Annotated in this window: 25 protein-coding genes and 1 pseudogene; 14 read left to right on the plus strand and 12 right to left on the minus strand. The window is 59.5% G+C overall.

What is annotated here, in order from left to right; all coding sequences use genetic code 11:
- Positions 1-255 precede the first annotated feature (255 nt).
- Together quiC and ACZZ0B_RS01005 are read left to right on the plus strand one after the other, a co-directional pair.
- Complete coding sequence (gene quiC, locus ACZZ0B_RS01000) at positions 256-2157, plus strand: 3-dehydroshikimate dehydratase QuiC (protein ID WP_463544192.1); 1902 nt, start codon at positions 256-258, stop codon at positions 2155-2157.
- A 101-nt stretch (positions 2158-2258) separates the two neighbouring features.
- Entirely contained in the window at positions 2259-2936 is a 678-nt protein-coding gene (locus tag ACZZ0B_RS01005; protein WP_008084587.1) for a TetR/AcrR family transcriptional regulator, read from the plus strand.
- Between the two features lie 78 nt (positions 2937-3014).
- Here the strand turns inward: ACZZ0B_RS01005 and ACZZ0B_RS01010 are convergent, their stop codons facing one another.
- The 4 genes from ACZZ0B_RS01010 to ACZZ0B_RS01025 form a co-directional block, all read right to left on the minus strand.
- Complete coding sequence (locus ACZZ0B_RS01010; RefSeq protein ID WP_008084590.1) at positions 3015-3869, minus strand: shikimate dehydrogenase; 855 nt, start codon at positions 3867-3869, stop codon at positions 3015-3017.
- A 5-nt stretch (positions 3870-3874) separates the two neighbouring features.
- Positions 3875-4315 (minus strand): type II 3-dehydroquinate dehydratase, encoded by a 441-nt coding sequence (gene aroQ, locus ACZZ0B_RS01015; RefSeq protein ID WP_008084592.1) that lies wholly within the window; start codon positions 4313-4315, stop codon positions 3875-3877.
- 269 nt (positions 4316-4584) lie between these two features.
- A complete protein-coding gene (trmA, locus tag ACZZ0B_RS01020; RefSeq protein WP_463544193.1) occupies positions 4585-5664 on the minus strand; it encodes a tRNA (uridine(54)-C5)-methyltransferase TrmA in 1080 nt (359 codons plus the stop codon).
- Positions 5661-6956, minus strand: coding sequence for an NCS2 family permease (locus ACZZ0B_RS01025; protein WP_397482750.1), 1296 nt, complete (start codon positions 6954-6956; stop codon positions 5661-5663). The genes trmA and ACZZ0B_RS01025 overlap by 4 nt, the downstream gene beginning before the upstream one ends.
- A gap of 223 nt (positions 6957-7179) precedes the next feature.
- On the opposite strand from ACZZ0B_RS01025, the gene ACZZ0B_RS01030 reads away from it, so the two are divergent.
- The gene (locus ACZZ0B_RS01030) at positions 7180-7626 is read left to right on the plus strand and encodes a DUF4879 domain-containing protein (RefSeq protein ID WP_463544194.1); all 447 of its coding nucleotides are present in this window, start codon (positions 7180-7182) and stop codon (positions 7624-7626) included.
- A gap of 67 nt (positions 7627-7693) precedes the next feature.
- The gene (locus tag ACZZ0B_RS01035) at positions 7694-8239 is read left to right on the plus strand and encodes a DJ-1 family glyoxalase III (protein WP_463544195.1); all 546 of its coding nucleotides are present in this window, start codon (positions 7694-7696) and stop codon (positions 8237-8239) included.
- A gap of 8 nt (positions 8240-8247) precedes the next feature.
- On the opposite strand, the gene ACZZ0B_RS01040 is transcribed toward ACZZ0B_RS01035, so the two are convergent.
- Both ACZZ0B_RS01040 and ACZZ0B_RS01045 read right to left on the minus strand, forming a co-directional pair.
- Positions 8248-8493, minus strand: a complete 246-nt coding sequence (locus ACZZ0B_RS01040) for a HigA family addiction module antitoxin (protein ID WP_463544196.1) — start codon at positions 8491-8493, stop codon at positions 8248-8250.
- The gene (locus ACZZ0B_RS01045; protein WP_008084610.1) at positions 8493-9749 is read right to left on the minus strand and encodes an MFS transporter; all 1257 of its coding nucleotides are present in this window, start codon (positions 9747-9749) and stop codon (positions 8493-8495) included. Before ACZZ0B_RS01045 ends, ACZZ0B_RS01040 begins: the two co-directional genes overlap by 1 nt.
- A 564-nt stretch (positions 9750-10313) precedes the next feature.
- Here ACZZ0B_RS01045 and ACZZ0B_RS01050 point away from each other — a divergent pair.
- The 3 genes from ACZZ0B_RS01050 (at position 10314) to ACZZ0B_RS01060 (ending at position 13008) form a co-directional block, all read left to right on the plus strand.
- On the plus strand, positions 10314-11759 hold the full coding sequence (locus tag ACZZ0B_RS01050) for a cytochrome ubiquinol oxidase subunit I (protein WP_008084612.1): 1446 nt from the start codon (positions 10314-10316) through the stop codon (positions 11757-11759).
- Positions 11760-11762: 3 nt separating this feature from the next.
- Complete coding sequence (gene cydB / locus ACZZ0B_RS01055) at positions 11763-12770, plus strand: cytochrome d ubiquinol oxidase subunit II (protein WP_008084613.1); 1008 nt, start codon at positions 11763-11765, stop codon at positions 12768-12770.
- A gap of 70 nt (positions 12771-12840) precedes the next feature.
- On the plus strand, positions 12841-13008 hold the full coding sequence (locus tag ACZZ0B_RS01060; protein WP_008084615.1) for a DUF2474 domain-containing protein: 168 nt from the start codon (positions 12841-12843) through the stop codon (positions 13006-13008).
- 73 nt (positions 13009-13081) lie between these two features.
- Here the strand turns inward: ACZZ0B_RS01060 and ACZZ0B_RS01065 are convergent, their stop codons facing one another.
- Positions 13082-14206, minus strand: a complete 1125-nt coding sequence (locus ACZZ0B_RS01065) for a methyltransferase (protein WP_008084617.1) — start codon at positions 14204-14206, stop codon at positions 13082-13084.
- Between the two features lie 173 nt (positions 14207-14379).
- Positions 14380-15093: an autoinducer binding domain-containing protein gene (locus tag ACZZ0B_RS01070; protein WP_463544197.1), complete on the minus strand. Its 714-nt coding sequence runs from the start codon at positions 15091-15093 to the stop codon at positions 14380-14382.
- 318 nt (positions 15094-15411) lie between these two features.
- Here ACZZ0B_RS01070 and ACZZ0B_RS01075 point away from each other — a divergent pair, with 318 nt between their 5' ends.
- Positions 15412-16188 (plus strand): ferredoxin--NADP reductase, encoded by a 777-nt coding sequence (locus tag ACZZ0B_RS01075; RefSeq protein ID WP_008084620.1) that lies wholly within the window; start codon positions 15412-15414, stop codon positions 16186-16188.
- Between the two features lie 42 nt (positions 16189-16230).
- On the opposite strand, the gene mscL is transcribed toward ACZZ0B_RS01075, so the two are convergent.
- Positions 16231-16647 carry a large-conductance mechanosensitive channel protein MscL gene (gene mscL / locus ACZZ0B_RS01080; protein WP_008084629.1) on the minus strand — a complete coding sequence of 139 codons (417 nt, stop codon included), beginning with the start codon at positions 16645-16647 and terminating at the stop codon, positions 16231-16233.
- Between the two features lie 286 nt (positions 16648-16933).
- Here mscL and katB point away from each other — a divergent pair, with 286 nt between their 5' ends.
- The 3 genes from katB to radA are packed head-to-tail and all read left to right on the plus strand — an operon-like array spanning position 16934 to position 20498.
- Entirely contained in the window at positions 16934-18475 is a 1542-nt protein-coding gene (katB, locus tag ACZZ0B_RS01085; RefSeq protein ID WP_463544198.1) for a catalase KatB, read from the plus strand.
- A 60-nt stretch (positions 18476-18535) separates the two neighbouring features.
- Positions 18536-19084 (plus strand): ankyrin repeat domain-containing protein, encoded by a 549-nt coding sequence (locus ACZZ0B_RS01090; protein ID WP_463544199.1) that lies wholly within the window; start codon positions 18536-18538, stop codon positions 19082-19084.
- A 46-nt stretch (positions 19085-19130) separates the two neighbouring features.
- Positions 19131-20498, plus strand: a complete 1368-nt coding sequence (gene radA / locus ACZZ0B_RS01095; RefSeq protein ID WP_008084632.1) for a DNA repair protein RadA — start codon at positions 19131-19133, stop codon at positions 20496-20498.
- Positions 20499-20599: 101 nt separating this feature from the next.
- Here the strand turns inward: radA and ACZZ0B_RS01100 are convergent, their stop codons facing one another.
- Positions 20600-20968: a PilZ domain-containing protein gene (locus tag ACZZ0B_RS01100; RefSeq protein ID WP_236428353.1), complete on the minus strand. Its 369-nt coding sequence runs from the start codon at positions 20966-20968 to the stop codon at positions 20600-20602.
- 159 nt (positions 20969-21127) lie between these two features.
- Here ACZZ0B_RS01100 and ACZZ0B_RS01105 point away from each other — a divergent pair, with 159 nt between their 5' ends.
- The 3 genes and pseudogenes from ACZZ0B_RS01105 to yjiA all read left to right on the plus strand — a co-directional run bounded on the left by ACZZ0B_RS01105 (position 21128) and on the right by yjiA (position 24502).
- Positions 21128-23194, plus strand: a complete 2067-nt coding sequence (locus ACZZ0B_RS01105; RefSeq protein ID WP_008078589.1) for a carbon starvation CstA family protein — start codon at positions 21128-21130, stop codon at positions 23192-23194.
- A 15-nt stretch (positions 23195-23209) separates the two neighbouring features.
- Positions 23210-23407: a YbdD/YjiX family protein gene (locus ACZZ0B_RS01110; RefSeq protein WP_003228401.1), complete on the plus strand. Its 198-nt coding sequence runs from the start codon at positions 23210-23212 to the stop codon at positions 23405-23407.
- 124 nt (positions 23408-23531) lie between these two features.
- Positions 23532-24502, plus strand: a pseudogene (gene yjiA / locus ACZZ0B_RS01115) (GTPase).
- Between the two features lie 123 nt (positions 24503-24625).
- On the opposite strand, the gene ACZZ0B_RS01120 reads toward yjiA, so the two are convergent.
- Both ACZZ0B_RS01120 and ACZZ0B_RS01125 read right to left on the minus strand, forming a co-directional pair.
- Complete coding sequence (locus ACZZ0B_RS01120) at positions 24626-25336, minus strand: GntR family transcriptional regulator (protein WP_463544200.1); 711 nt, start codon at positions 25334-25336, stop codon at positions 24626-24628.
- 19 nt (positions 25337-25355) lie between these two features.
- Positions 25356-26060: a FadR/GntR family transcriptional regulator gene (locus ACZZ0B_RS01125; protein WP_008078581.1), complete on the minus strand. Its 705-nt coding sequence runs from the start codon at positions 26058-26060 to the stop codon at positions 25356-25358.
- Positions 26061-26134 lie beyond the last annotated feature (74 nt).

Genomic DNA, 26134 nt, shown 5'->3' on the forward strand with positions numbered 1-26134 from the left:
TGGGCAGTGGACGAAAAATCGTCAATTCGCCAAACCGCCATTGTGTTCGATAATCGCACGCAAAACTAACCGGGTAGTACACTTTAAATTGCTGCCACGTTCGATGCAGCCAATAATTTCCCTACTATAAAAACCCATCCCATGCAGGAGCTGCCGCAGGCTGCGATCTTTTGATCTTGATCTGAAATGCAACATCAAAAGATCGCAGCCTGCGGCAGCTCCTACATTAAAGCGGCGCAGTCCGGGAGTTGAAGCATGCAGCGTTCCATTGCCACCGTTTCCTTGAGCGGCACCCTGCCGGAAAAACTCGAAGCCATTGCCGCCGCCGGGTTCGACGGGGTGGAGATATTCGAAAACGACCTCCTGTACTACGACGGCAGTCCACGGGAAATTAAACAGATGTGCGCCGACCTCGGTATCGCCATCACCCTGTTCCAGCCGTTCCGCGATTTCGAAGGCTGCCGCCGCGATCGCCTGGCGCGCAATCTTGAGCGCGCCGAACGCAAGTTCGACCTGATGCAGGAACTCGGCACCGACCTGGTGCTGGTCTGCAGCAACGCCTCGGCCGACAGCGTCGGCGATCAACAAATTCTAGTCGATGACCTGCGCCTGCTGGCCGAACGCGCCGGTGCGCGTGGCTTGCGCATTGGTTACGAAGCGCTGGCGTGGGGCCGTCATGTGAACACTTATCAACAGGTCTGGGACATCGTGCGTCAGGCAGATCACCCAAGCCTAGGGGTTTTGCTCGACAGCTTCCATACGCTGTCGTTGAAGGGCGATCCCCGCGCAATCGCCGACATTCCCGGCGACAAAATCTTCTTCGTGCAAATGGCTGACGCGCCGATTCTGGCCATGGACGTGCTGGAGTGGAGCCGGCATTTCCGCTGCTTCCCCGGGCAGGGCGAATTCGATCTGCCGGGTTTCCTCGCGCCGATCATCCAGAGCGGTTATACCGGGCCGCTGTCGCTGGAAATCTTCAACGACGGTTTCCGCGCCGCACCGCCACGGGCGAATGCCGCTGACGGTTTGCGTTCGCTGCTGTATCTGGAAGAGAAGACTCGCCAGCGTCTGGAACAGGAAGCGACGCCTGTGGCCAACCGTGAAATCCTTTTTGAAACGCCGAAGGCTAGCGAATATAACGGCATCGAGTTTCTGGAGTTTGCCGTCGATGAAAGCCTCGGCGCCAAGCTGTCGAACTGGCTGGAGCGCCTCGGGTTCGTCAAGGCCGGGCAGCATCGTTCCAAGAGCGTGAGCCTGCTGCGTCAGGGCGACATCAACCTGATCCTCAACTCTGAGCCTTATTCGTTTGCGCACAGCTTTTTCGAAGCCCACGGGCCGTCGTTGTGCGCCACCGCTGTGCGGGTCAAGGACAGCGCCAGTGCTTTGGCCCGCGCCGTGGCTTACAAAGGTCAGCCCTATCGCGGACTGGTCGGCCCCAACGAACTGGAATTGGCGGCAGTACGCGCTCCGGACGGCAGCCTGATTTATCTGGTGGATGAACAGGCCGATGTCTACGGTACCGATTTCAATCTGCTGGCGGATGCCCCGTCCCGTGGCGGCCTCAAGCGCATCGACCACATGGCCATGGCGTTGCCGGCCGACAGTCTCGACAGTTGGGTGTTGTTCTATAAGAGCCTGCTGGATTTCGAGGCGGACGACGAAGTTGTGTTGCCCGACCCGTACGGTTTGGTGAAGAGCCGCGCATTGCGCAGTCGCGACAGCTCGATCCGCTTGCCGCTGAACATTTCCGAGAACCGCAACACCGCGATCTCCCACGCACTGTCGAGTTATCGCGGTTCAGGTGTGCATCACATCGCCTTCGATTGTGACGACATCTTCGCCGAAGTCAGTCGCGCCAAAGAAGCCGGCGTGCCGTTGCTGGATATCCCGCTCAACTATTACGACGATCTCGCCGCACGTTTTGATTTTGACGACGAATTCCTCAGCGAGCTGGCGTATTACAACGTGCTCTACGATCGTGACGCGCAGGGCGGCGAGCTGTTTCACGTCTACACCGAGCCGTTCGAAGGGCGCTTCTTCTTCGAGATTATCCAGCGCAAGAACGGCTATGCCGGTTACGGTGCGGCGAACGTAGCGGTGCGTCTGGCGGCGATGGCCAAATCACGCAGTGGCGCCGTTCGCCAGGCGAAGTTGTAGGAAATTCGTAAACGCGGGATTAAACACGGCTCGCGCGGCTTCCTTCACTGTGCGGCGCGGCCCATAATCGCCGCCTGTGCAGTGATGGCCGTGAGCCCGCAATGACGATGAATACAGAACTTACCGCAGCTCCTGAAGTGTCCGCTGTAGAGCCGCGCAAGAGTCGCAAGAACAACCCGGAAAAGACCCGCGAGAACATCCTGCAGGAGGCGATCGTCGAGTTCGTCCAGCAGGGTTTGTCCGGTGCCCGCGTCGACGCGATTGCCGAGCGCATTCACACCTCCAAGCGCATGATCTATTACTACTTCGGCAGTAAGGAGCAGCTGTACGTCGAGGTGCTGGAGAAGCTATACGGCGATATCCGCAACACCGAAAACCGTCTGCACCTGGCCGAGTTGCCGCCGGTGGAGGCGATTCGCCGACTTGTCGAATTCACCTTCGATCACCACGACCGCAACGTCGATTTCGTGCGCATTGTCAGTATCGAAAATATTCACAACGCTGAATTCGTAAAGCGTTCCGATGCGATCAAGGCGATGAACAACACCATCCTCGATTCACTCGGCGAGATTCTGCGTCGCGGTGCTGATGAAGGTGTGTTCCGTGCGGGGCTCGATGCGCTGGATGTGCATTTGTTGATCAGCTCGTTCTGCTTCTATCGCGTGTCGAACCGGCACACATTTGGCGAGATCTTCCAGATTGATCTGCCGGATGAAGGCATCAAGCAGCGTCATCGCGAGATGATTTGCGAGTCGGTGCTGCGCTACCTGCAAGCCTGACAATCAAAAGATCGCAGCCTTCGGCAGCTCCTACACCGATCCCTGTAGGAGCTGCCGCAGGCTGCGATCTTTTGATCTTCAGCTGTTCATGCTTTGAAAATGCGCGAGCATCCGCTGCGCATCCGGCACCACGCCGCTGAACAATTCAAACGCCTTCACCGCCTGAAACACCGCCATGTTGCCGCCATCCAGCGTCCGGCAACCCAGCGCGCGGGCGTTGCGCAGCAGCTCGGTTTCCAGCGGGAAATACACAATCTCCGCCACCCACAATTCCTTGCGCAGCAACTCGACCGGCACCGGCATGCCCGGCAGTTTGGCCATGCCCATTGGCGTGGTATTGACCAGACCGTCGGCCAGATTCAGCGTACTCGGCAGATCATGCCCGGCCACCGCACGACCGAAGCCGAAATGCTGATTGAGGTTGTTCGCCAGACTTTCTGCGCGCGCAGTGTCGACATCAAAAATGCTCAACTGCTGCACGCCTTCGCTCAACAGGGCGTGGGCCACTGCCGCGCCTGCGCCGCCGGCGCCCATCTGGACCACACGCTCACGGGCGGCGTCCTGCAAGCCACGGCGAAAACCCTCGGCGAAACCGAGGCAATCGGTGTTGTGCCCGACACGTTTGCCGTCCCTCAACACCACAGTGTTCACGGCGCCGATGCAGCGGGCTTCCGCTGACAGTTCATCGAGCAGCGGGATGATTGCCTGCTTGCACGGAAAGGTAATGTTCAACCCGGTGTAGTTCATCCGCTCGGCCGCCAGCAGCAGGTCGGGCAGGGCGGTGGTGTCCATTTTCAGTTGATCCAGATCGATCAATCGATACAGGTAGCGCATGTCTTGCGCGTCGCCTTCATGTTCATGCAGAGCCGGTGTGCGTGAAGCCTGAATACCGGCGCCGATCAGTCCGGCGAGTATTACGTTACCACGGGACATACGATTCACCCCTTCAGCCGTTGACTGAAATGTTCCAACGCCAGGCGATAGCCATGGCTGCCAAAGCCGGCCATCACTGCCGTGGCGATCGCCGAGACAAACGAGTGATGACGGAACGGTTCGCGGGCATGGACGTTGGACAAGTGCACTTCGATCACCGGCAATTCGCTTGCGACCAGCGCGTCGCGAATCGCCACCGAAGTGTGCGTCCACGCGGCCGGATTGATCACGATCCCGGCGCAACGACCGCGAGCCGCGTGAATCCAGTCGAGCAGTTCGCCTTCGTGATTGGTCTGGCGAAACTCCACCGCCAGGCCGAACTCTTCAGCCGCGCGACCGCACAACGCCGAAATATCCGCCAGGGTTTCGTGACCGTAAGTCGCCGGCTCGCGGGTGCCGAGCAGGTTCAGGTTCGGGCCGTTGAGCACCAGAACGATAGGGGGCATGAGGGGTAACTCCACTTATTGTTTTTGGCTTTGGCCAGAGGTTTCGGCCTGTGGAGATAAAATGTACTAGATGGTTACCATGGTCAATTGAACAAAAATGCACGTGGTGTTTTATGTTCGGTGATCGCACAAATCAAAAGATCGCAGCCTGCGGCAGCTCCTACATAGGAATGCATTTCCCTGTAGGAGCTGCCGAAGGCTGCGATCTTTTCGAGCACCCACAAAAAAGCCGTCAATCACGACGGCTTTTTTGTATCAGGCTACTGCACTCAACGCCGGGTCAGTAACACACCCGATTCCATGTGATGCGTCCACGGGAACTGGTCGAACAATGCGCACTGGGTGATGCGGTGCGTGTCGTGCAACTGGGCGATGTTGGCCGCCAGGGTTTCCGGGTTGCAGGAGATGTACAGGATGTTGTCGAAACGCCGGGTCAGCTCGCAGGTGTCCGGGTCCATACCGGCGCGTGGCGGGTCGACGAAGACGCTGCCGAACTCGTAGCTCTTCAGGTCGATGCCTTGCAGGCGACGGAACGGGCGCACTTCGTTGAGCGCTTCGGTCAGTTCTTCGGCGGACAAACGCACCAGGGTGACGTTATCCACAGCGTTTTCGCTGAGGTTGCTCAGTGCAGCGTTGACCGAGGTCTTGCTGATTTCGGTGGCCAGCACTTTGCGCACGCGGGTGGCGAGCGGCAGGGTGAAGTTGCCGTTGCCGCAATACAGCTCCAGCAAGTCGTCAGTGCGATCGCCGAGTGCTTCGTACGCCCAGTTGAGCATCTTCTGGTTCACGGTGCCGTTCGGCTGGGTGAACGCGCCTTCCGGCTGGCGATAGCTGAACGTGCGACCGCCGACGTCAAGTTCCTCGACCACGTAATCGAGGCCAAGCACTTCGCGTTTGCCTTTCGAACGACCAATGATGCTGACGCCCAGATCTGCCGACAACTGAGTTGCAGCAGCATGCCAGTGCGCGTCCAGCGGACGGTGATAGCACAGGGTGATCATCGCATCGCCGGACAGCGTGGTCAGGAATTCAACCTGAAACAGCTTGTGGCTCAATGCCGAACTGGCCTGCCACGCCGCTTTCAACTGCGGCATCAACTGGTTGATGCGCAGGCTGGCGATCGGGAATTCTTCGATCAGAATCGGCGTGCGTTTGTCGTCTTGAGCGAACATTGCGTAATGCCGATCACCGCCCTCGCGCCACAGGCGGAATTCGGCGCGCAGACGGAAGTTCTGCAGCGGCGAGTCGAACACAGTCGGCTCGGGGGCATCGAACGGTGCCAGCAGATCACGCAAACGCGTGACCTTGGCTTCAAGTTGCTCGGCGTAAGCCTGGGAATCGAATGTCATGCGTTGAACCAACCCAACTTGATCACGAACAGGATCGACAGAATCACCAGCGCCGGGTTCAGCTCACGGGCGCGACCGGACAGCAACTTGATCACCGTCCAGGAGATGAAGCCGAAGGCGATGCCGTTGGCGATCGAGTAAGTGAACGGCATGGCCAGCGCGGTCACCACGACTGGCGCGGCGACGGTGATGTCGTCCCAGTCTATTTCCGCCAGGCCCGAAGTCATCAACACGGCGACGAACAGCAGCGCTGGCGCGGTGGCGAATGCTGGAACGCTGGCCGCCAGAGGCGAGAAGAACAGCGCCAGCAGGAACAGGATTGCGACAACCACGGCCGTCAGGCCAGTACGGCCGCCGGCACTGACGCCGGCTGCGGACTCGATGTAACTGGTGGTAGTCGACGTGCCCAGCAGGGAGCCGGCCATGGCCGCGGTGCTGTCGGCGATCAGTGCGCGACCCATTTTCGGCATGTGGCCGTCCTTGCCCATCAGACCGGCGCGCTTGGCGACGCCGATCAGGGTGCCGGAGTTGTCGAACAGGTCGACGAACAGGAAGGCGAAGATCACGCTGACCAGACCGATGTCCAGTGCGCCTTTGATGTCCAGTTGCATGAAGGTCGGCGCCAGCGAGGGTGGCATCGAGGTCACGCCGTTGAACGGGGTGAAGCCCATCACGATGGAGACGATGGTCACCACCAGAATGCCGATCAGTACCGCACCGCGCACCTTTAGCGCTTCGAGCGCGACGATCAGGGCGAAGCCGAGGGTGGCGAGGATCGGTGCCGGGGCTTTCAAGTCACCGAGGCCGACCATGGTTGCCGGGTTGCTGACCACGATGCCGGCGTTGTGCAGGGCGATCAGCGCCAGGAACAGGCCGATACCGGCGGCAATCGCCGAGCGCAGCGGCAGCGGGATGCTGTTGATGATCCATTCACGGATGCGGAAGATCGACAGCAGGAAGAAGCACACGGCCGAGATAAACACCGCACCCAGCGCGACTTGCCAGGTGTGGCCCATGTGCAGGACGACGGTGTAGGTAAAGAAGGCGTTCAGGCCCATGCCCGGTGCGAGTGCAATCGGGTAGTTGGCGATCAGGCCCATGATTGTCGAACCGATCGCGGCAGCCAGACAGGTGGCGACAAACACCGCGCCCTTGTCCATGCCGGTCTCGCCGAGAATGCTCGGGTTGACGAACAGAATGTAGGCCATGGCCAAGAAAGTCGTGATGCCCGCCAGAATCTCGGTGCGCACGTTGGTGTTGTGTGCCTTGAGTTGAAACAGCCTTTCCAGCATGTCTGCTCCCCGTGGCGCGCGTGGCGCCGTGAATGTATCGACCTCAACAGCAAAGCACAGACCGTCGCAAGCGCCTGGAAAATTGTGGTGGGCCGGAAAAAGCCGCGCATCATACCAGCAGCGTGAGGAATATGGCGGTTGTTGGTGTCGATCGTCGGCGAAGTTTTGCCTCGCGGCCAACTGCGCCATACTGCGCGCTGTTTTTTCGGGGGATAGGGATCGTATGAGCAAGCGCTGGATGAAGGCTTTCGGGCTGATCGCCGTTTTGATGACCGCAGCGTCAGGTGCCTGGGCTGCGTCGGCGGCGCCCTTGAGCCAGTTGAAGGTGTTGAAGGTCGAGTCGCCCAAGTGCGGCTTTGAAGACATCGCGGAGGGCCAGGAACAGACGCGCTGCGATCACAGTGGCCCGAATATCAAGGTCTACGTGCTGGAAGTCGGTTATGGCCGCGAAGCGCATGTGGCACTCGACGGTTTTGAAATCAACGGCACGCGAACGCCGGTCTGTGCCTACGACAACGGCAACCTGACCGAATGCACGGTTGGCCGCAATACCGTGGGCTATCTGTATGTGCTCGACCTGGCCGGTAAACAGGATGGCCTCTTTACTTTCAGCAACACGTCGATCAACGCGCCGGGCAACAGGATGTCGACGCAGCTTTACATCAAGTAACGGCTGTCGCTGAACAGGGCCGGGCAAAGCTGACTACGCTGTGAAGATCACCCAGCGGACAGCGCCCATGACCTTTAGAGCCCTGATTACCCTCGCCGAGGGCATCGATGATCTGCAAAGCGTGACCCTGATGGATGTGCTGCGCCGCGCCGGCATCGAAGTGGTCGCCGCCAGCATCGAGGGAAGGCGCATGTTGACCTGCGCTCGCGGTACGCGCCTGACCGCCGACGGCATGTTGATCGATGTGCTGGCGCAGACTTTCGATCTGATCGTCCTGCCCGGCGGCGCCGTCGGTGCGCAGCATCTGGCCGCGCATCAACCTCTGCAACAACTGCTCAAGGATCAAGCCAGCGCCGGCCGCCTGTTCGCCGCCATCGCCGAAGCCCCGGCCGTCGCCCTGCAAGCCTTCGGTGTATTGCGCCAGCGGCGCATGACCTGTTTGCCCAGCGCCAGCCATCAACTGTCAGGCTGCTCTTTTGTTGATCAACCGGTCGTTGTCGACGGCAACTGCATCACCGCGCAAGGCTCCGGCGCAGCCCTGGAGTTTGCCCTGACGCTGGTCGAACAACTCGGCGGCAAGGCCTTGCGAGCGAAAGTGGCGGGGGATTTGTAGGGGCGTTCTCAGGCGTGTGCCGCGATAGGTTCAATCACCGGTTGTTCTCGATGCTCCGCTTGCCACAGATCGTAGTCAGTTTGGACGCCTAGCCACACGCGCGCCTTGCCAATGCCGGCACGCACAAGTCTTACGGCCAGATCCGGGCTGATCGGGGCATGTCCGTGCAATACGCGTGAAAGATGTGGGCGTGCGAAGCCCAGATGCCGTGCCAATTCGGTAACGCTGATACCTGGCTCGGGCAAAATATCCATCAGCAGGGTTTCACCGGGGTGCGGCGCACTTCTTCCACCGGCACATGCATCCGATCGCGATTAGCCAGCGTCGGAAACAACTTGATCCACGTCCCCGTCACCACCAGCGTGCCGATCCCGCCCATGACCACCGCCGGTACGGTGCCGAACCAGTGGGCGGTGAGCCCGGATTCGAATTCGCCCAACTGGTTCGAGGCGCCGATGAACAAGCCGTTCACCGCGCTGACCCGGCCGCGCATTTCGTCCGGGGTTTCCAGTTGCACGAAAGAGGCGCGGATCACCATGCTGATCATGTCCGCCGCGCCGAGCACCACCAGCACCGCCAACGAGAACCAGAACGAGGTCGACAGGCCGAAGGCGATGGTCGCCACGCCGAAAATGCCGACCGCGGTGAACATCACCCGACCGACATTGCGTTCCACCGCAAACCGCGCGAGGAACAGCGACATCGCCAGCGCGCCGACCGCCGGTGCCGAACGCAGCAGGCCGAGGCCCCACGGCCCGGTCAGCAGGATGTCCTTGGCGAACACCGGCAACAACGCCGTCGCGCCGCCAAGGAGCACCGCGAACAGGTCCAGCGAAATCGCCCCGAGAATGTCCGGGCGGCTGCGAATGAAGCGAATCCCCGCGAGCAACGAATCCAGCGTGGCTTTGCCTTTGTTCAACGGCGTTTGCCGCGCGGGCAGGTTGAGCATCAAGGTGCAGGCAATGACGTAGAGCAGCACCGTCGGGCCATAGACCCAGACGCTACCGAACGCGTAAAGCAAACCGCCCAGCGCCGGGGCAACGATGGTTGCCGACTGCTGCGCCGATTGCGCCGCCGCCACCGCGCGGGGGAACAGCGCGCTGGGGACGATGCTCGGCAGCAGCGCCTGAGTGGTGGGCATTTCGAAGGAGCGCGCCGCGCCGAGCAGGAAGGCGAGGATGAAGATCATCTCGCGAGTGACATGATCGGTGGCGCTGCCGATGGCCAGCGCCAAGGCAATCAACGCCTGCAATGACTGACAGATCGCCGCGACCTTGCGTCGGTCATAGCGGTCGGCGACATGCCCGGTGTGCAGCATGAACAGCACGCGCGGGGCGAATTCGACCAGACCGACCAGCCCCAGATCGAGGACGTTGCCGGTCAGTTGATAGAGGTTCCAGCCAATTGCCACGGTGAGCATCTGGAAACCGCTGGCGGTGAAAATCCGCGCCAGCCAGAACGCAAGGAAAGGGCGATGGTGACGTAACAGCAGGGGCTCTTGGCTGGGCATCTGAGGGCAGGTCTGGTTCGGGGGGGACCGCGAGATTATCACCAGTCTGTAACAGGAAGTTGCTATGACAAAAAATTTAGTTAGCCAGACATCTATTTCTTTAGCCCAGCAACCCTGTGGCGAGGGGATTTATCCCCGATGGGTTGCGCAGCAGCCCCAAATTGGGCGACGCGATTGAACTGAAAAAAACGCGTTGGATGGATTCGGAGCCGCTTCGCAGCCCAACGGGGATAAATCCCCTCGCCACAGGGTTTATTTGTTGTTGCCCCACCATCACATGGTTCTGAGGATTTGTTGCAAAGTTTCCCCACGGTTATGAGGCAACTTGTCACGCGGCAAACGACCACGCAGTTCATCGGCAAAAATGGGACTACTCTTTCAACGTTGCTTGATCCAGATCAAGACCCCAGACGGAATTGATCAGACGGCCAGTTGGCCAGACTCCCTGCGTTGCGATGGTTTCAAAAAGAACGAATCCGAATTCGCCGCACTCCATATCCGTGGGGGCAGTAGTGCAAGGGGCCACAAGCCCCGCCGCCGGTATTACCTGACAGAGGAAGCCATATGTTCGGTTTAGAGGCACTAGATCTCGCCCGAATTCAATTCGCGTTCACCATCTCGTTCCACATCCTGTTCCCGGCCATCACCATCGGTCTGGCGAGTTACCTCGCCGTACTCGAAGGCCTGTGGCTGAAAACCCGCAACGACACCTACCGTGACCTCTACCATTTCTGGTCGAAGATCTTTGCCGTCAACTTCGGCATGGGCGTGGTTTCGGGGCTGGTCATGGCCTATCAGTTCGGCACCAACTGGAGTCGTTTCTCGGACTTCGCCGGTGCCGTCACCGGGCCGTTGCTGACCTATGAAGTACTCACGGCATTCTTCCTCGAGGCCGGTTTCCTTGGGGTCATGCTGTTCGGCTGGAACAAGGTCGGGCGCGGGCTGCACTTCTTCTCCACCGTCATGGTAGCCATCGGCACGCTGATTTCGACCTTCTGGATTCTCGCGTCCAACAGCTGGATGCAGACCCCGCAAGGCTTTGAAATCATCAACGGCCAGGTGATTCCGACCGATTGGCTGGCGATCATCTTCAACCCGTCTTTCCCGTACCGCCTGATGCACATGGCGACGGCGGCGTTTGTGGCCACGGCATTCTTCGTCGGCTCCTCGGCGGCCTGGCATTTGCTGCGCGGCAAGGACAACCCGGCGATTCGCACCATGCTCTCGATGGCGATGTGGATGGCGCTGATTGTCGCGCCGATCCAGGCGGTCATCGGCGACTTCCATGGTCTGAATACGCTCAAGCATCAACCGGCAAAAATCGCTGCGATCGAAGGTCACTGGGAAAACCACGGTGACGAAGCAACGCCGCTGATCCTGTTCGGCTGGCCGGACATGAAAGAAGAGAAGACCAAGTTCGCCGTGGAAATCCCCTACCTCGGCAGCCTGATCCTCACCCACTCGCTGGACAAACAGGTGCCGGCGCTCAAGGAATTCCCACCGGAAGACCGGCCGAATTCGACCATCGTGTTCTGGTCGTTCCGGGTCATGGTCGGCCTCGGCTTCCTGATGATCTTCACCGGTCTGTGGAGTCTGTGGCTGCGTAAACGCGACACGCTCTACACGTCGCGGCCATTCCTCTATCTGGCGTTGTGGATGGGGCCATCCGGACTGATCGCGATTCTGGCGGGCTGGTTCACCACTGAAATCGGCCGTCAGCCGTGGGTGGTCTACGGGCTGATGCGCACGGCGGATGCGTCTTCCAACCACAGTTTCATGCAGATGAGCATCACGCTGATCATGTTTGTGGTGGTGTATTTCGCGCTGTTCGGTGCCGGTCTTGGCTACATGATGCGCCTGGTGCGCAAAGGGCCGAAGATCAGCGAAGGCGCAGAAACGCCCGACGGTGGGCCAGGCAAGCAGCGTACACCGGCGCGTCCGTTGTCCGCCGCCGACGATTCGGCCGACGCCGATCACGACGACACCCCCAGCCTGACCAAGGAGATTTGAGCCATGGGTATTGATCTTCCGCTGATCTGGGCCGTGATCATCATCTTCGGCATCATGATGTACGTGGTCATGGACGGCTTCGACCTGGGCATCGGGATTCTCTTCCCGTTCATCCCCGGCAAGGTCGACCGTGACGTGATGATGAACACCGTCGCCCCGGTCTGGGACGGCAACGAAACCTGGCTGGTACTGGGTGGCGCGGCGTTGTTTGGCGCGTTCCCGCTGGCTTATTCGGTGGTGTTGTCGGCGCTGTATCTACCGCTGATTTTCATGCTGATCGGTTTGATCTTCCGCGGTGTGGCCTTCGAGTTCCGCTTCAAAGCCAAGGACGACAAGCGTCACCTGTGGGACAAGGCGTTCATCGGCGGTTCGGTGGCGGCGACGTTCTTCCAGGGCGTGGCGCTGGGCGCGTTCATCGACGGTTTGCCGGTGGTCAATCGGCAGTTTGCCGGCGGTTCACTGGACTGGCTGACGCCGTTCACGCTGTTCTGCGGTGCCGCACTGGTGGTGGCGTATGCCTTGCTCGGCTGCACCTGGCTGATCATGAAGACCGAAGGCAAGCTGCAAGAACAGATGCACAATCTGGCCCGGCCTCTGGCGTTCGTGCTGCTGGCGGTGATCGGTGTCGTCAGCCTGTGGACGCCGCTGGCTCACCCGGAAATTGCCTCGCGCTGGTTCAGCATGCCTAACCTGTTCTGGTTCATGCCGGTGCCGATTCTGGTGCTGGTGACGATGTACGGCCTGATCCGCGCGGTGGCGCGTAACGCCAACTACACGCCATTCCTGCTGACGCTGGTGCTGATTTTCCTCGGCTACAGCGGCTTGGGCATCAGCCTGTGGCCGAACATCGTGCCGCCGTCGATCTCGATCTGGGACGCCGCCGCACCGCCGCAAAGTCAGGGCTTCATGCTGGTGGGCACGCTGTTCATTATCCCGTTCATCCTGGGCTACACCTTCTGGAGCTACTACGTGTTCCGCGGCAAGGTCACCCACGAAGACGGCTATCACTAAACCTGTGGGAGCGGGCTTGCCCGCGATGGCGTCGGTAGCGGCGCCATCGATCTGACTGAGGATCGCAACAATGACCGGCAAACATTCCCTGCACGACATTGAACAAGCCGAAAAAAAACCGCTGTGGCAGCGGCTCGGCTGGCTGGCCCTGATCTGGGTCGGCAGTGTCGGCGCGCTGTTCATCGTCGCCAGCCTGATGCGCATGTTCATGAATGCCGCAGGTCTGACCACGCACTGAATCATCCCCGTCCCGGCGCCTTCGGGTACGGCTTTGCAACCCTCCTCACGGAGGGTTTTTTTTGCCTTGAGGATTATTTACGGGCTTTGAGAATCACGAACTTCGGTGTCGCCGCCACTTGCTCGACGCCACGGAACAGCCGCGCCAGCTTGCTGTGATAACCCAGATGACGGTTGCCGACGATGTACAACGCACCGCCCACTACCAGCGCCTCGCGGGCCTGCTGGAACATGCGCCAGGCGAGGAAATCGCCGACCACTTGCTGTTGATGGAACGGCGGATTGCACAGCACCACGTCCAGCGATTGCGCCTCCTGCCCGGCCAGGCCATCGCCGGCCCGTACGATGACGTCGCGATCACCCAGGGCGGCTTGCCAGTTTTCAGCGGCCGATTGCACCGCCATGAACGACTCGTCGACCAGCGTGTACTGCGCGTCGGGGTTTTGCAGGGCACTGGCAATCGCCAATACACCGTTGCCGCAGCCAAGATCGGCGACGCGCGCATGGCCAAGGTTTTTCGGCAGGTGCGGAAGGAACGCGCGGGTGCCGATGTCCAGGCCTTCGCGGCAGAACACGTTGGCGTGGTTGAGCAGTTCGATCGCCGGCTCGTCGAGACGATAACGCGTCGGGTAGGGCGAGACGGCGGCGGCTTTGGCCTGCGGCGTAGCGATCAGCAGTCGAGCTTTTTTCACCGCCAGAGAGGCTTGTACCGGGCCAATGTAGCGCTCCAGCAAATCGCCGGCGGCACGTGGCAAGTGCTTGACCATGGCGGCCGCGACCACTTCGGCTCCGGGGGCGAGTTGCCCCTGCAGGCGAATCAGTTGCTCTTCCAGCAGTGCGAGGGTTTTCGGCACCCGGATCAATACCCGGTCAAATGGCCCGATCAACGGCGCGCTGGCAGGTGTCGGGCGAATCGCGTCGAACGCCTGGCCGTTGCGCAGCAGATTTTTTTCCAGGCCTTGAAAGCCCAGAAACGAGTCACCGCTGCTGCTCACGTCGACCTTGCCGAGAAGGCTGGCTGCCAGTGCGCCGAAGCTGTCATTGAGCACCAGTACACGCGTGCTCGCCGCCGGCTGTTGCGCGGCCAGATGATTGAGCAGGTATTCGTCGGCAGCATCGAAGGCTTGCAGCGGTTCGTTCTGCTGCTCGGGCTGGCGGATCAGATCGAGTTGGGCGAAAGGTGTATCGAGCAAAGGCATGGGGCGGGGACTCAGGGTAATCGAGGGGTGTCCCGCAGCCCTGATGTGCGGCGGAACCGACCGAGTGCACAGCAACACGCAACGCGCGCGTTATCACTCAGGAAGGTCACAAATGGTACTTTTTTTTCACTGTAAATACTTGCAAGTTTTCAGCCGGGTGGATGCTCGGGCAATCAGATGATTCCGGCTCGGGCCGCGGCAATCACCGCAGAAATCTTGTTGCAGACGTTGAGCTTCACGATGATGTTCTGTACGTGGTAGTTCACGGTGCGCTCGCTGAGGCTGAGGATCAGGGCGATCTCGCAAGCGGTTTTGCCGGAGGCGGACAGTTGCAGCACCTCCAGCTCTCGCGGCGACAAATGGGCCGGTTTCGGTTTGCAGGCCCGGGCGGGCAGGGTACTGATGAAAAGCTCGGTCAAATGGCTGGTGACAAAGTGCATGTAACCCACATGTTCATAAAGCTCCAGCGGACTGATCTCGCAATCTTTTCTCGCCAGGCTGAGGGTGCTGCGGACCGCTTGTTCCTCATTATGAAAAGACTGCGACCAACCGTATCGAAGCCCTTCCTGCTGTAAGGCCCGCCAGAGGTTGGGCGCATTGGCGTAGGCGCTTTTGCTCCATACCAACGGCAGCATCGAGTTCCTGCAATGGGCGATGACCGGATCGGCTTCGTGGTCATTGTCCTCTTTGCATTGGCGCTTCCAGTCGTTGGAGTAGTTACTGATTTCCAACGTCTTGAAATGGGGTTGATGATGGGTTGAGGCAACCGTGACGGCGCAAAAGTTGAAGCCGATGTTCTTCGAGAAGTTCTCCAAAATCGGGTAAGCAGTATCTATCCCTCGTGCAAAAGACAACTGCCTCAACTGCGATTCCTTCCACAATTCCATTTCGAACGCTCCATGTATTTTGCTTGGGGGTGCGATGGATCCAATACGCACGAAATCGAGTGTAGGACGCTTCCTACAGAGTGGTGTGAATTTTTTTGCTCTTTAAAAGTGGGTGTATTTGGATAAAACGCTATTAGCGTACTTGTCGCTTATATGAAGGTCGACATTTTAATAGGCAAATGTTCTTTCTGGTTAGTTGTGTAATTAGTACGCGTTGTTCTAGTTAGATGAAACGCTGCGTAATACCACTACAAAATGGCGGTTTTAACCTGCACTTCTTTGCGAGAGACTAGGACAACCGCCAAATGGAGCGCCCACATGACTGCCAGCGCAGACAAGTTCACTCGCCAGACCCTGCTCGATGTACAGCCCCTGACGCCAAATCTGTTCACCTTGCGTACCACTCGCGACGCGGGCTTCAGATTTCGCGCCGGTCAGTTCGCCAGGCTCGGCGTCACCAAGGCTGACGGCAGCACGGTTTGGCGTGCCTACTCGATGGTGTCTTCACCGTTTGACGAATTTCTCGAGTTCTTTTCCATCGTCGTGCCGGGGGGCGAGTTCACCAGTGAACTGAGCCGTCTCGAGGTGGGGGATACCCTGCTGGTGGAGCGTCAGGCCTTCGGTTATCTGACCCTTGATCGCTTCGTCGACGGGCGCGACCTGTGGTTGTTATCCACAGGCACCGGTGTCGCGCCGTTTCTGTCGATCCTGCAGGACTTCGAGGTGTGGGAGAAATTCGAGCGGATCATTCTGGTGTACAGCGTGCGCGAGGCGCGAGAGCTGGCTTATCAACAGCTGATTGCCGAGCTGACGCAGCGGGATTATCTGGCTGACTACGCCCACAAGTTGCAGTTCATCCCGACCGTGACCCGTGAAGCGCATCCGGGCGCGCTGAATGGCCGGATCACCACGTTGATCGAAAACGGCGAGCTGGAGCGCGCGGCAGGCGTGGAGCTGTCGGCGGAGCATTCGCGGGTCATGTTGTGCGGCAATCCGCAGATGATCGACGACACTCGCGCGTTGCTCAAACAGCGGCACATGAGTTTGAGCCTGACCCGCCGGCCCGGCCAGGTCGCCGTGGAAAACTACTGGTAAAAAAAACGGCGCCACCAGGCGCCGTTTTTTGTACTGGCCGGTTTATTGCGGCCGGTTGTTCTGCGCCTTGAGCAGGTCGCGGATCTCGCCCAGCAGCTCTTCTTCTTTAGTCGGAACCGGTGGCAGGCTAGGGGCCACGGCCTCTTCGCGCTTGAGGCGGTTGATGGCTTTGACGCCCATGAAGATGGCGAAAGCGACGATCACGAAGTCCAGAATAGTCTGGAGGAATTTGCCATAGGCCAGCACCACCGCAGGCGCCGAGCCTTCGGCGGCCTTGAGCGTGACGGCAAGGTCACTGAAGTCCACCCCACCGATCAACAGGCCGATTGGCGGCATGATGACGTCACCGACAAACGACGAAACAATCTTGCCGAAGGCCGCACCGATGATGATACCGACGGCCATGTCGACCACATTGCCTTTGACCGCGAAGGCCTTGAACTCACTTAGCACGCCCATAGGTTATTTCCTTGTTACAGATGAGTTTGGTGTACGCAGTGTAAATCAGCAAAACGCGTCCTGCGCGAAACACCTTCTTACAATGCCCGTTTTTATCGACACAAGAATCGACGATTAGTTTGCAAAGTGCCACTAATCGCGCGCGAAATACGCCTTAACCCGCTGAACAGGAAGCCATTTTTTTCCATCGCCCGGGTGGGAAGATTCTATTTATGTTCTCGGTGCAGGACCTCTAGCCTCTGGTTGGCGCATCTGGATGCGCCCAAAACAACCAGAGGATCCTGATATGACTTCATCACTTGGCTTAGGGGCTTTTCCCCATCGCCGCACCCTTGGCGTACTCACCGCCAGCCTCCTGAGCTTTTCCGTCAACGCCGCGCCGCTGACCCGCGATAACGGCGCAACGGTCGGTGACAACCAGAACTCGCAAACGGCCGGCGCCAACGGCCCGGTGCTGTTGCAGGACGTGCAACTGATTCAGAAGCTGCAGCGCTTCGACCGTGAGCGCATTCCCGAGCGCGTGGTGCACGCCCGCGGTACCGGTGCCCATGGCACATTCACCGTGACCAATGACCTTAGTGACCTGAGCAAGGCCAAGGTATTTGCTGCCGGCCAGAGCACCCCGGTGTTCGTGCGCTTCTCGGCGGTGGTCCACGGCAACCACTCGCCGGAAACCTTGCGGGATCCGCGTGGTTTCGCCACCAAGTTCTACACCGCTGACGGCAACTGGGACCTGGTCGGCAATAACTTTCCGACGTTCTTTATTCGAGATGCGATCAAGTTTCCCGACATGGTCCATGCTTTCAAACCCGATCCGCGAACTAGCCTCGATGATGATTCGCGTCGTTTTGATTTCTTCTCGCATGTACCGGAAGCCACCCGGACATTAACCGAGTTGTATTCCAACTCCGGTACGCCCGCCAGTTATCGTGAAATGGACGGTAATGGTGTGCACGCCTACAAGTTGGTCAATGGCAAAGGCGAAGTGCACTACGTGAAGTTTCACTGGAAGAGTTTGCAGGGTATAAAAAACCTGTCACCCAAAGAGGTTGCGAAAGTTCAAGGTCAGGACTACAGCCATATGACCAATGACTTGGTGACGAATATCAATAAAGGTAATTTCCCCAAGTGGGACTTGTACGTCCAGGTACTGAATCCGCAGGATTTGTCCAAGTTTGATTTCGATCCATTGGACGCCACCAAGATCTGGCCGGGTGTTGCTGAGCGAAAAGTTGGACAAATGGTGCTCAATCGCAATCCTGCGAACGTGTTCCAGGAGACCGAGCAAGTGGCCATGGCACCGGCCAATGTCGTGCCCGGAATCGAGCCTTCCGAAGATCGTTTGCTGCAAGGTCGCGTGTTCTCCTACGCCGATACGCAAATGTATCGCCTCGGCGCCAATGCCCTGCAATTGCCAATCAACGCACCGAAGGTTGCCGTCAATAACGGTAATCAGGACGGTGCCATGAACGTCGGCGCGAGTAACTCCGGCGTGAACTATCAGCCGAGCCGACTGCAACCGCGTGAAGAAACGCAAACTGCGCGTTACAGCCAATCAGCCCTGGCTGGTAATACTCAGCAAGCGAAAATTACTCGAGAGCAGAATTTCAAGCAGGCCGGTGATCTGTATCGCTCGTTCAGCAAACAGGAACGCCGCGATCTGATTGAGAGCTTTGGCGGCTCGCTGGCAACCACCGATGACGAGAGCAAGCACATCATCCTGTCCTTCCTTTATAAGGCCGATCCGGAATACGGCACCGGCGTGACGAAAGCGGCCAAAGGTGACCTGAGCCGGGTCAAGGCCCTGGCCGCCAAACTGGTCGACTGATAGCCATGGAGTACCGGCGGGGCCTGAGGCAGGCCCCGCTTCTGTGAAAGGACATAGCCCATGCGTGTTTATCTTTTTTTACTGTTCAGCCTGTTGTCACCCGGTGTGTTCGCGGCGTCGCTTGAGCAGCAGGATCCGGCCGCGATCAAGGCCCAACTGCAGGACTACTATTTCGACGCGGCCCGACGCGGTGATGTGCCGATGCTCGACACGTTCATCGAGTCCGGATACGCCCTCGATACTCATGACGACAAGGGCTACACCGCATTGATTCTGGCGGCCTATCACGGTCAGGCGCAGGCAGTGGAGCGCTTGCTCGCCGCGGGTGCCGATGCCTGTGCTCAGGATCTGCGCGGCAATACGGCGCTGATGGGTGCCATTTTCAAAGGTGAGTTGCAGATTGCCCGACGCTTGATGGCCACCGATTGCAGCCCTGATCAGCGCAACGGTGCCGGGCAGACGGCAGCGATGTACGCCGGGCTGTTCAAGCGCCTGGAACTGCTCGATGCCTTGAAAGCCAAGGGCGCCGACCTGAATGCCGAAGACCCGTTGGGCAACAGCGCCGCGCGTCTGGCCAGCGGCGAAATCCGCACGGCTGCGCCGCGCTGACGGGCGGCGTCTGCGTTATCATCGCGGTTTTGCCCCGGGGGTTCTGATGGCCAAGGCCAAGCGCATGTACGGCTGCACCGAGTGCGGCGCAACCTTTCCCAAGTGGGCCGGGCAGTGTGGGGAATGTGGTGCCTGGAACACCCTGACCGAAACCATGATCGAAAGTGGCGGTGCCACGGCGCCGTCCGGTCGCACCGGCTGGACCGGCCAGCAGGCACAGATCAAAACCCTGGCCGAAGTCAGTGTCGAAGAAATTCCGCGTTTTTCCACGGCATCCAGTGAACTGGATCGCGTGCTCGGCGGCGGTCTCGTCGACGGTTCGGTGGTGTTGATTGGCGGTGATCCGGGCATCGGTAAATCGACGATCCTGCTGCAGACCCTGTGCAACCTCGCCAAGAGCATGCCGGCCCTCTACGTCACCGGCGAAGAATCCCAGCAGCAAGTGGCCATGCGCGCCCGTCGCCTCGGCTTGCCGCAGGATCAGCTGCGGGTAATGACCGAAACCTGTATCGAAACCATCATCGCCACCGCCCGCCAGGAAAAGCCCAAGGTGATGGTGATCGATTCGATCCAGACGATCTTCACCGAACAGTTGCAATCGGCACCCGGCGGCGTCTCTCAGGTACGTGAGAGCGCAGCGCTGTTGGTGCGTTACGCCAAGCAGAGCGGTACGGCGATTTTCCTCGTCGGCCACGTGACCAAGGAAGGCGCACTGGCCGGCCCCCGCGTGCTCGAACACATGGTCGACACCGTGCTGTATTTCGAAGGCGAATCCGATGGACGTCTGCGTTTGCTGCGCGCGGTGAAAAACCGTTTCGGCGCGGTCAACGAACTGGGCGTGTTCGGCATGACCGACAAGGGTTTGAAAGAAGTCTCCAACCCTTCGGCGATTTTTCTCACGCGCGCGCAGGAAGAAGTTCCGGGCAGTGTGGTGATGGCGACGTGGGAAGGCACCCGGCCGATGCTGGTGGAAGTGCAGGCGCTGGTCGATGACAGTCATCTGGCCAACCCGCGACGGGTGACGTTGGGTCTGGATCAGAACCGTTTGGCGATGTTGCTCGCGGTTTTGCATCGCCACGGTGGAATTCCGACACACGATCAGGACGTGTTTCTCAACGTGGTCGGTGGGGTGAAGGTGTTGGAAACGGCGTCAGACCTGGCGCTGATGGCGGCGGTCATGTCGAGCTTGCGCAACCGACCATTGCCGCATGATTTGCTGGTGTTCGGTGAAGTCGGCCTGTCTGGCGAAGTGCGTCCTGTACCCAGTGGCCAGGAGCGCCTGAAGGAAGCCGCGAAGCACGGTTTCAAACGCGCCATCGTGCCCAAGGGCAATGCGCCAAAGGAATCCCCTCCGGGCTTGCAGATCATCGCCGTGACCCGCCTCGAACAAGCCCTCGACGCCCTCTTCGAATAACCAGAGATTCCCTGTAGGAGCTGCCGCAGGCTGCGATCTTTTGATTTTGGTTTTCAAGATCAAAAGATCGCAGCCTGCGGCAGCTCCTACAGGGGCAACGTTCAGATTTCGATCAGGGCGCCCAGTTCGCGTTCCAGTTCGGCTTCATCAGCCAGGTTCAGCTCGATCAAGCGCCGCAACCGCTGGATCGACTCCAGACTGATATGCCGGCAGACAAACCCCAACTGGCCATTCTCTTCATGGGCCAAGTGCACATCCATCTCGATATCGACGTCATCGCTCAGATGAATGTCGACGAAGAAATCCTTCTGTGCATCGCCCAGCCACGGCTCCGGCCGTTCGATCAGCAATCCTTTGAGTGACAGGTCGATCAACTTGACCGGCCAGATGTACTCGCCCTGACTCAGCTCGGTTCTGGCATCGAACGCAATACGTTTGAAGCGACGACGGTTGGCTGGGTGCTCGCTCATGGCGCAATCCTCATGAAGGTTCGCTGACTATAGACCGCGAATGCGGGCGCCAGCCAATCGCTAAAGCGTCTAGACCAACGTCGGGGTATGGCCTTTGGCGCCGTAAGCGCTAAACTCGGGGTGGCTGTCTTTCTTGTCCACCCTGGCTGGAATAATAAAATGAAAAATAATAATAGCCTGCTACGCCACTTACCCTGGCTAGTGCTGGCAATCGTAGGAGCGTGCGCCCTGGGCGTAGTGGCATTGCGTCGCGGCGAGGCGATCAATGCCTTGTGGATTGTGGTCGCCGCTGTGGCCATTTATCTGGTTGCGTACCGTTACTACAGTCTGTTCATCGCTAACAATGTGATGCAACTGGACCCGCGTCGGGCAACCCCCGCCGTGCTCAACAACGACGGTCTGGACTTCGTGCCGACCAACAAACACATTCTTTTCGGTCACCACTTCGCAGCCATCGCTGGTGCGGGGCCATTGGTCGGCCCGGTGTTGGCGGCGCAGATGGGTTATCTGCCCGGCACGCTGTGGCTGATTGCCGGCGTGGTGCTGGCGGGTGCGGTGCAGGACTTCATGGTGCTGTTCATGTCGACCCGTCGCAACGGCCGTTCCCTGGGCGACATGGTGCGTGAAGAAATGGGCCGTATTCCCGGCACCATCGCGCTGTTCGGCTGCTTCCTGATCATGATCATCATCCTCGCGGTGCTGGCGCTGATCGTGGTCAAAGCATTGGCCGAGAGCCCGTGGGGCATCTTCACCGTGATGGCGACCATCCCGATCGCGATGTTCATGGGCATTTACATGCGTTACATCCGCCCGGGCCGCATCGGCGAGATCTCCGTGGTCGGCGTGTTGCTGCTGCTCGGTTCGATCTGGCTCGGTGGGCAGATTGCCGCTGATCCGGTATGGGCCAAGGCGTTCACCTTCACCGGCGTGCAGATTACCTGGATGCTGGTCGGTTACGGTTTCGTCGCGGCATCGCTGCCGGTGTGGCTGATTCTGGCCCCGCGTGACTACCTCTCCACGTTCCTCAAAATCGGCACCATCGTCGCCTTGGCGATCGGCATTCTGGTGACCATGCCCGAGCTGAAAATGCCCGCGCTGACCCAGTTCGTCGACGGCACCGGTCCGGTGTGGAAGGGCGGTCTGTTCCCGTTCCTGTTCATCACCATCGCCTGCGGTGCGGTTTCCGGTTTCCACGCGCTGATTTCTTCGGGCACCACGCCGAAGCTGCTGGATAACGAAACCAACGCCCGTTACATCGGTTACGGCGGCATGCTGATGGAATCGTTCGTGGCGATCATGGCCATGGTTGCCGCGTCGGTGATCGAGCCTGGCGTGTACTTCGCCATGAACAGCCCGGCTGCCGTGGTCGGCAGTGATGTCGCATCGGTTGCGCAAGTGGTCTCCAGCTGGGGCTTTGCGATCACGCCGGAAGCGCTGCAAGCCGTGGCGCACGACATTGGTGAAACCACCATCCTCGCCCGTGCCGGTGGTGCGCCGACCCTGGCGGTCGGTATCGCGCAGATCCTGCACAGTGTCCTGCCGGGTGAAAACACCATGGCGTTCTGGTACCACTTCGCGATCCTGTTCGAAGCGCTGTTCATTCTGACCGCAGTCGACGCCGGTACCCGCGCCGGACGTTTCATGCTGCAGGATCTGCTCGGCTCCTTCGTGCCGGCGCTGAAGCGCACTGAATCGTGGACCGCCAACCTGATCGCCACCGCCGGTTGTGTGGCGATGTGGGGCTGGTTGCTGTATCAGGGCGTGGTCGATCCACTGGGCGGCATCAACACCTTGTGGCCACTGTTCGGTATTTCCAACCAGATGCTGGCGGGTATCGCGCTGATGCTTGGCACTGTGGTTCTGATCAAAATGAAGCGCCAGCGCTACATTTGGGTCACCCTGCTGCCAGCCACCTGGCTGTTGATCTGCACCACGACGGCGGGCTTCATCAAACTGTTCGATGCCAACCCGGCGATCGGCTTCCTGTCGCTGGCGAAGAAATACAGCGATGCGCTGGCCAACGGTCAGGTGCTGGCACCGGCAAAAAGCGTCGAGCAGATGCAGCACGTGATCTTCAACGCCTACACCAACGCAACGCTCACCGCGCTGTTCCTGTTCGTGGTCTTCAGCATCCTGTTCTATGCGCTCAAGGTCGGCATCGCCGCCTGGGGCAAAAAAGAGCGTACGGATAAAGAATCGCCATTCCAGGCCCTGCCGGATGCGTAACCAGAGGATTGCAGCATGTTCAATGACCTGAGTCGCCTCGGTAAATACCTCGGTCAGGCTGCGCGCCTGATGGTCGGCATGCCCGACTACGACACCTACGTCGAGCATATGCAAACCAAACACCCGGACAAACCGGTGATGAGCTACGAGATGTTCTTCCGCGAACGTCAGGAAGCCCGTTACGGTGGCAAGGGTGGGCCGAAGTGCTGTTGAGGCACATGAGGGTTCAGGCAACACAAGCACTGTAGGAGCACAGCTTGCTGGCGAAGGCGATCTTGAAGACGCCTTCGCTGGCAAGCCAGGCTCCTACAGTTTTTTTGCGTGAGGGAGATTTAATTTGTCAGCCCCAATCCCGGTCACGGTACTCAGCGGTTTTCTCGGTGCCGGCAAGACCACCTTGCTGCGCCACATTTTGAAAGCCGAGCACGGCCTGAAAATCGCCGTGATCGAAAACGAATTCAGCGACGCCGGCATCGACACTCAATTGCTCGGCGACGAACCTGTGCAAGTCATGACCCTGGCCAACGGCTGTGTCTGCTGCACCATTCACACCGACCTGACCAAAGCCCTGTACCTGCTGCTCGAACGGCTGGACAGCGGCGAAATCGCCTTTGATCGTCTGGTCATCGAGTGCACGGGTCTGGCCGATCCGGCACCGGTGGCACAGACTTTTTCATCGACGAAGAACTGCGCGAGCGTTACCTGCTCGACGGCATCATCACCCTGGTCGATGCCGCGCACGCGGATGTGCATCTGAGCCAGACCATCGCCCAGGCGCAGATCGGTTTTGCCGACCGCTTGCTGGTGAGCAAGACTGATCTGGTCGACGAGGCCACGTTCACCGCTCTGAGCGAACGCCTGACGCGGATCAACCGCCGCGCGCCGATTCGAGTGGTTGATCACGGCAACATCGATCTGGCTGAACTGCTCGATGTCCGTGGCTTCAATCTCAACGCCGATCTGGGGGGCGGCTTGAGCCTGCGCCCGGTGAGCAAGGCGCCGTCGATTGACCGCATTTCCAGTCTGGTGCTGCGCACGGATCAGCCGCTGGATATCGATCAGCTCAGTGAATTCATGAATGAACTGCTGGAAGAGCACGGCAAACAATTGCTGCGCTACAAAGGTGTGCTGAGCATTGCCGGCGAAGATCGCCGCCTGGTGTTTCAGGGCGTGTTGAAGCTTTATGGTTTCGACTGGGACTCCGAATGGGCCGAGGGAGAGGCGCGGGAAAGTGTGATCGTGTTTATTGCCGATGAGTTGCCGGAAGAGAAGATTCGGGCGGGGTTTGCCAAGGTAGCTTCTGCCTGATGGTTCTTCGGTGTCAGGGCTGACGCCATCGCGGGCAAGCCCGCTCCCACAGGGTTATTTGTCGTTCACAGATTGTGTGGACACCAATAAACCTGTGGGAGCGGGCTTGCCCGCGATGGCGATTTAACCGACAACACAATGCTTGACGGTCGACTCCAGCAGCGTCTGCTCAAGATGATCCAGATGCTGATTCATCAACATGCCGGCCTTGGAAACATCGCCTCGTTCCACCGCCTCAACCAGCGCCAAATGCTCCTGCCATGCGCAACAGCTATGCGTCTGGCACTCACTTCGCGCAATCGCCAGCGACGTCAGCGGCACCAGACTGCCGAGAAAATGCGCCAACGGTGCATTCCCCGCCATCTGCGCCAAGTGCAGATGAAACTCCCCCGACAAGCGAATCGCCGTCCCGCGCCGGTCCTGCTCAACCGCTTGACGCTCGCGCTCGATCAACCCGCGCAGGCGTTTCAAGTCTTCGGCCTGCGGACGTTGGCAGGCCAGACGCACCAAGGTGTTTTCGGCCAGCCGTCGCGCATGCAGAGCTTGCTGCGTCTGCTCCCGATCAGGTGCGGCGACACGCGGCCGATGATTGGCGCGCAGCACAATGACCTGTTCAAGCGACAACTGCGTCAGCACCCGGCGCACATCCGCACGACTGGCGCTAAACATCTCCTTCAGACTGTCCTCGGTGAAACGGCTGTCCGGATCAATGCGCTGTTCGAGAATTGCATCGAACAGTCGCGGATAAAGATCCTCTACCGGCGCACGCAGCCGAGAGAAGGGCAGGGGCGTGGCAGTTGGCTGAGCGTGCGAGGTTGAAGCGAAACTGTTCATGGCCTGTCTCCAATAGGAATCAGTGACTCAGGTTGTCATCCGGAATATTCAGCTCGATGCCCATCCGCTGACCTTCGCGCAAAATGTGCCGGCGCATTTCGGCGCTGGCCTGGGCGCTGTTCTTGCTGCGGATCGCCCGCACCACGGCTTCGTTTTCCTCTAACCGTTCAGCGAGGTGCTCCGGCGAGTTGCGCAGCACTTCGGCGCTTTGCTTGAGGGCGTTACTGGTCTGCTGCACGACGCTCTGGAAGATCGGGTTCGAGGTCAGGGTGAACAGCTCTTCATGGAAAGCGATGTAGGCGCTGACCCCGGCTTCGCTGTCGCCGGCTTCAAGGGCTTCGCGCATGTCCATCAGGGTCAGGCGCAACTGCCCGACTTCCTTGCTGCTGATCGACTGCGCCACCAGACCGACGATGAACGGTTCCAGGGTGTAGCGCAGTTGCAGGACATCTTCGAGACTGGCCCCGGCGACTGCGCTGTCGTGGCTTTGGCTGTCGCTCAATTGCGCGTCGAGCACGACCACGCCCTTGCCCGGCATCGAACGCACCAGGCCAAGGGTTTCCAGGACGATCACCGCCTCGCGCAGGCTCGGCCGGCTGATGCCCAGTTGTTCGGCCAGTTCGCGCTGGCCCGGCAGCATGTCGCCGGAGCGCCATTGGCCACGGGCGAGGGCGGCGCGGAGTTTTTCTACGACTGAGTTGACGACGGTTGATGTGGTGATCACTGGTCTTGCTCCGTGAGCCCATTGGGTGCGCCGCAAGCAAGATCAAAAGATCGCAGCCTGCGGCAGCTCCTACG

The sequence above is a fragment of the Pseudomonas sp. AC247 genome (genome assembly GCF_979258015.1).

Excerpts from the sequence above, each read along its gene's own strand:
- katB (WP_463544198.1), top strand. The coding sequence starts at position 16,934 with ATGACTTCATCACTTGGCTTAGGGGCTTTTCCCCATCGCCGCACCCTT.
- ACZZ0B_RS01050 (WP_008084612.1), top strand. The coding sequence starts at position 10,314 with ATGTTCGGTTTAGAGGCACTAGATCTCGCCCGAATTCAATTCGCGTTC.
- ACZZ0B_RS01075 (WP_008084620.1), top strand. The coding sequence starts at position 15,412 with ATGACTGCCAGCGCAGACAAGTTCACTCGCCAGACCCTGCTCGATGTA.
- ACZZ0B_RS01010 (WP_008084590.1), bottom strand. The coding sequence starts at position 3,869 with ATGTCCCGTGGTAACGTAATACTCGCCGGACTGATCGGCGCCGGTATT.
- ACZZ0B_RS01035 (WP_463544195.1), top strand. The coding sequence starts at position 7,694 with ATGACCTTTAGAGCCCTGATTACCCTCGCCGAGGGCATCGATGATCTG.
- ACZZ0B_RS01065 (WP_008084617.1), bottom strand. The coding sequence starts at position 14,206 with ATGCCTTTGCTCGATACACCTTTCGCCCAACTCGATCTGATCCGCCAG.
- ACZZ0B_RS01090 (WP_463544199.1), top strand. The coding sequence starts at position 18,536 with ATGCGTGTTTATCTTTTTTTACTGTTCAGCCTGTTGTCACCCGGTGTG.
- ACZZ0B_RS01100 (WP_236428353.1), bottom strand. The coding sequence starts at position 20,968 with ATGAGCGAGCACCCAGCCAACCGTCGTCGCTTCAAACGTATTGCGTTC.
- ACZZ0B_RS01110 (WP_003228401.1), top strand. The coding sequence starts at position 23,210 with ATGTTCAATGACCTGAGTCGCCTCGGTAAATACCTCGGTCAGGCTGCG.
- ACZZ0B_RS01070 (WP_463544197.1), bottom strand. The coding sequence starts at position 15,093 with ATGGAATTGTGGAAGGAATCGCAGTTGAGGCAGTTGTCTTTTGCACGA.
- quiC (WP_463544192.1), top strand. The coding sequence starts at position 256 with ATGCAGCGTTCCATTGCCACCGTTTCCTTGAGCGGCACCCTGCCGGAA.
- trmA (WP_463544193.1), bottom strand. The coding sequence starts at position 5,664 with ATGACATTCGATTCCCAGGCTTACGCCGAGCAACTTGAAGCCAAGGTC.
- mscL (WP_008084629.1), bottom strand. The coding sequence starts at position 16,647 with ATGGGCGTGCTAAGTGAGTTCAAGGCCTTCGCGGTCAAAGGCAATGTG.
- radA (WP_008084632.1), top strand. The coding sequence starts at position 19,131 with ATGGCCAAGGCCAAGCGCATGTACGGCTGCACCGAGTGCGGCGCAACC.
- ACZZ0B_RS01040 (WP_463544196.1), bottom strand. The coding sequence starts at position 8,493 with ATGGATATTTTGCCCGAGCCAGGTATCAGCGTTACCGAATTGGCACGG.
- ACZZ0B_RS01105 (WP_008078589.1), top strand. The coding sequence starts at position 21,128 with ATGAAAAATAATAATAGCCTGCTACGCCACTTACCCTGGCTAGTGCTG.
- ACZZ0B_RS01030 (WP_463544194.1), top strand. The coding sequence starts at position 7,180 with ATGAGCAAGCGCTGGATGAAGGCTTTCGGGCTGATCGCCGTTTTGATG.
- ACZZ0B_RS01120 (WP_463544200.1), bottom strand. The coding sequence starts at position 25,336 with ATGAACAGTTTCGCTTCAACCTCGCACGCTCAGCCAACTGCCACGCCC.
- cydB (WP_008084613.1), top strand. The coding sequence starts at position 11,763 with ATGGGTATTGATCTTCCGCTGATCTGGGCCGTGATCATCATCTTCGGC.
- ACZZ0B_RS01025 (WP_397482750.1), bottom strand. The coding sequence starts at position 6,956 with ATGCTGGAAAGGCTGTTTCAACTCAAGGCACACAACACCAACGTGCGC.
- ACZZ0B_RS01005 (WP_008084587.1), top strand. The coding sequence starts at position 2,259 with ATGACGATGAATACAGAACTTACCGCAGCTCCTGAAGTGTCCGCTGTA.
- ACZZ0B_RS01060 (WP_008084615.1), top strand. The coding sequence starts at position 12,841 with ATGACCGGCAAACATTCCCTGCACGACATTGAACAAGCCGAAAAAAAA.
- ACZZ0B_RS01045 (WP_008084610.1), bottom strand. The coding sequence starts at position 9,749 with ATGCCCAGCCAAGAGCCCCTGCTGTTACGTCACCATCGCCCTTTCCTT.
- aroQ (WP_008084592.1), bottom strand. The coding sequence starts at position 4,315 with ATGCCCCCTATCGTTCTGGTGCTCAACGGCCCGAACCTGAACCTGCTC.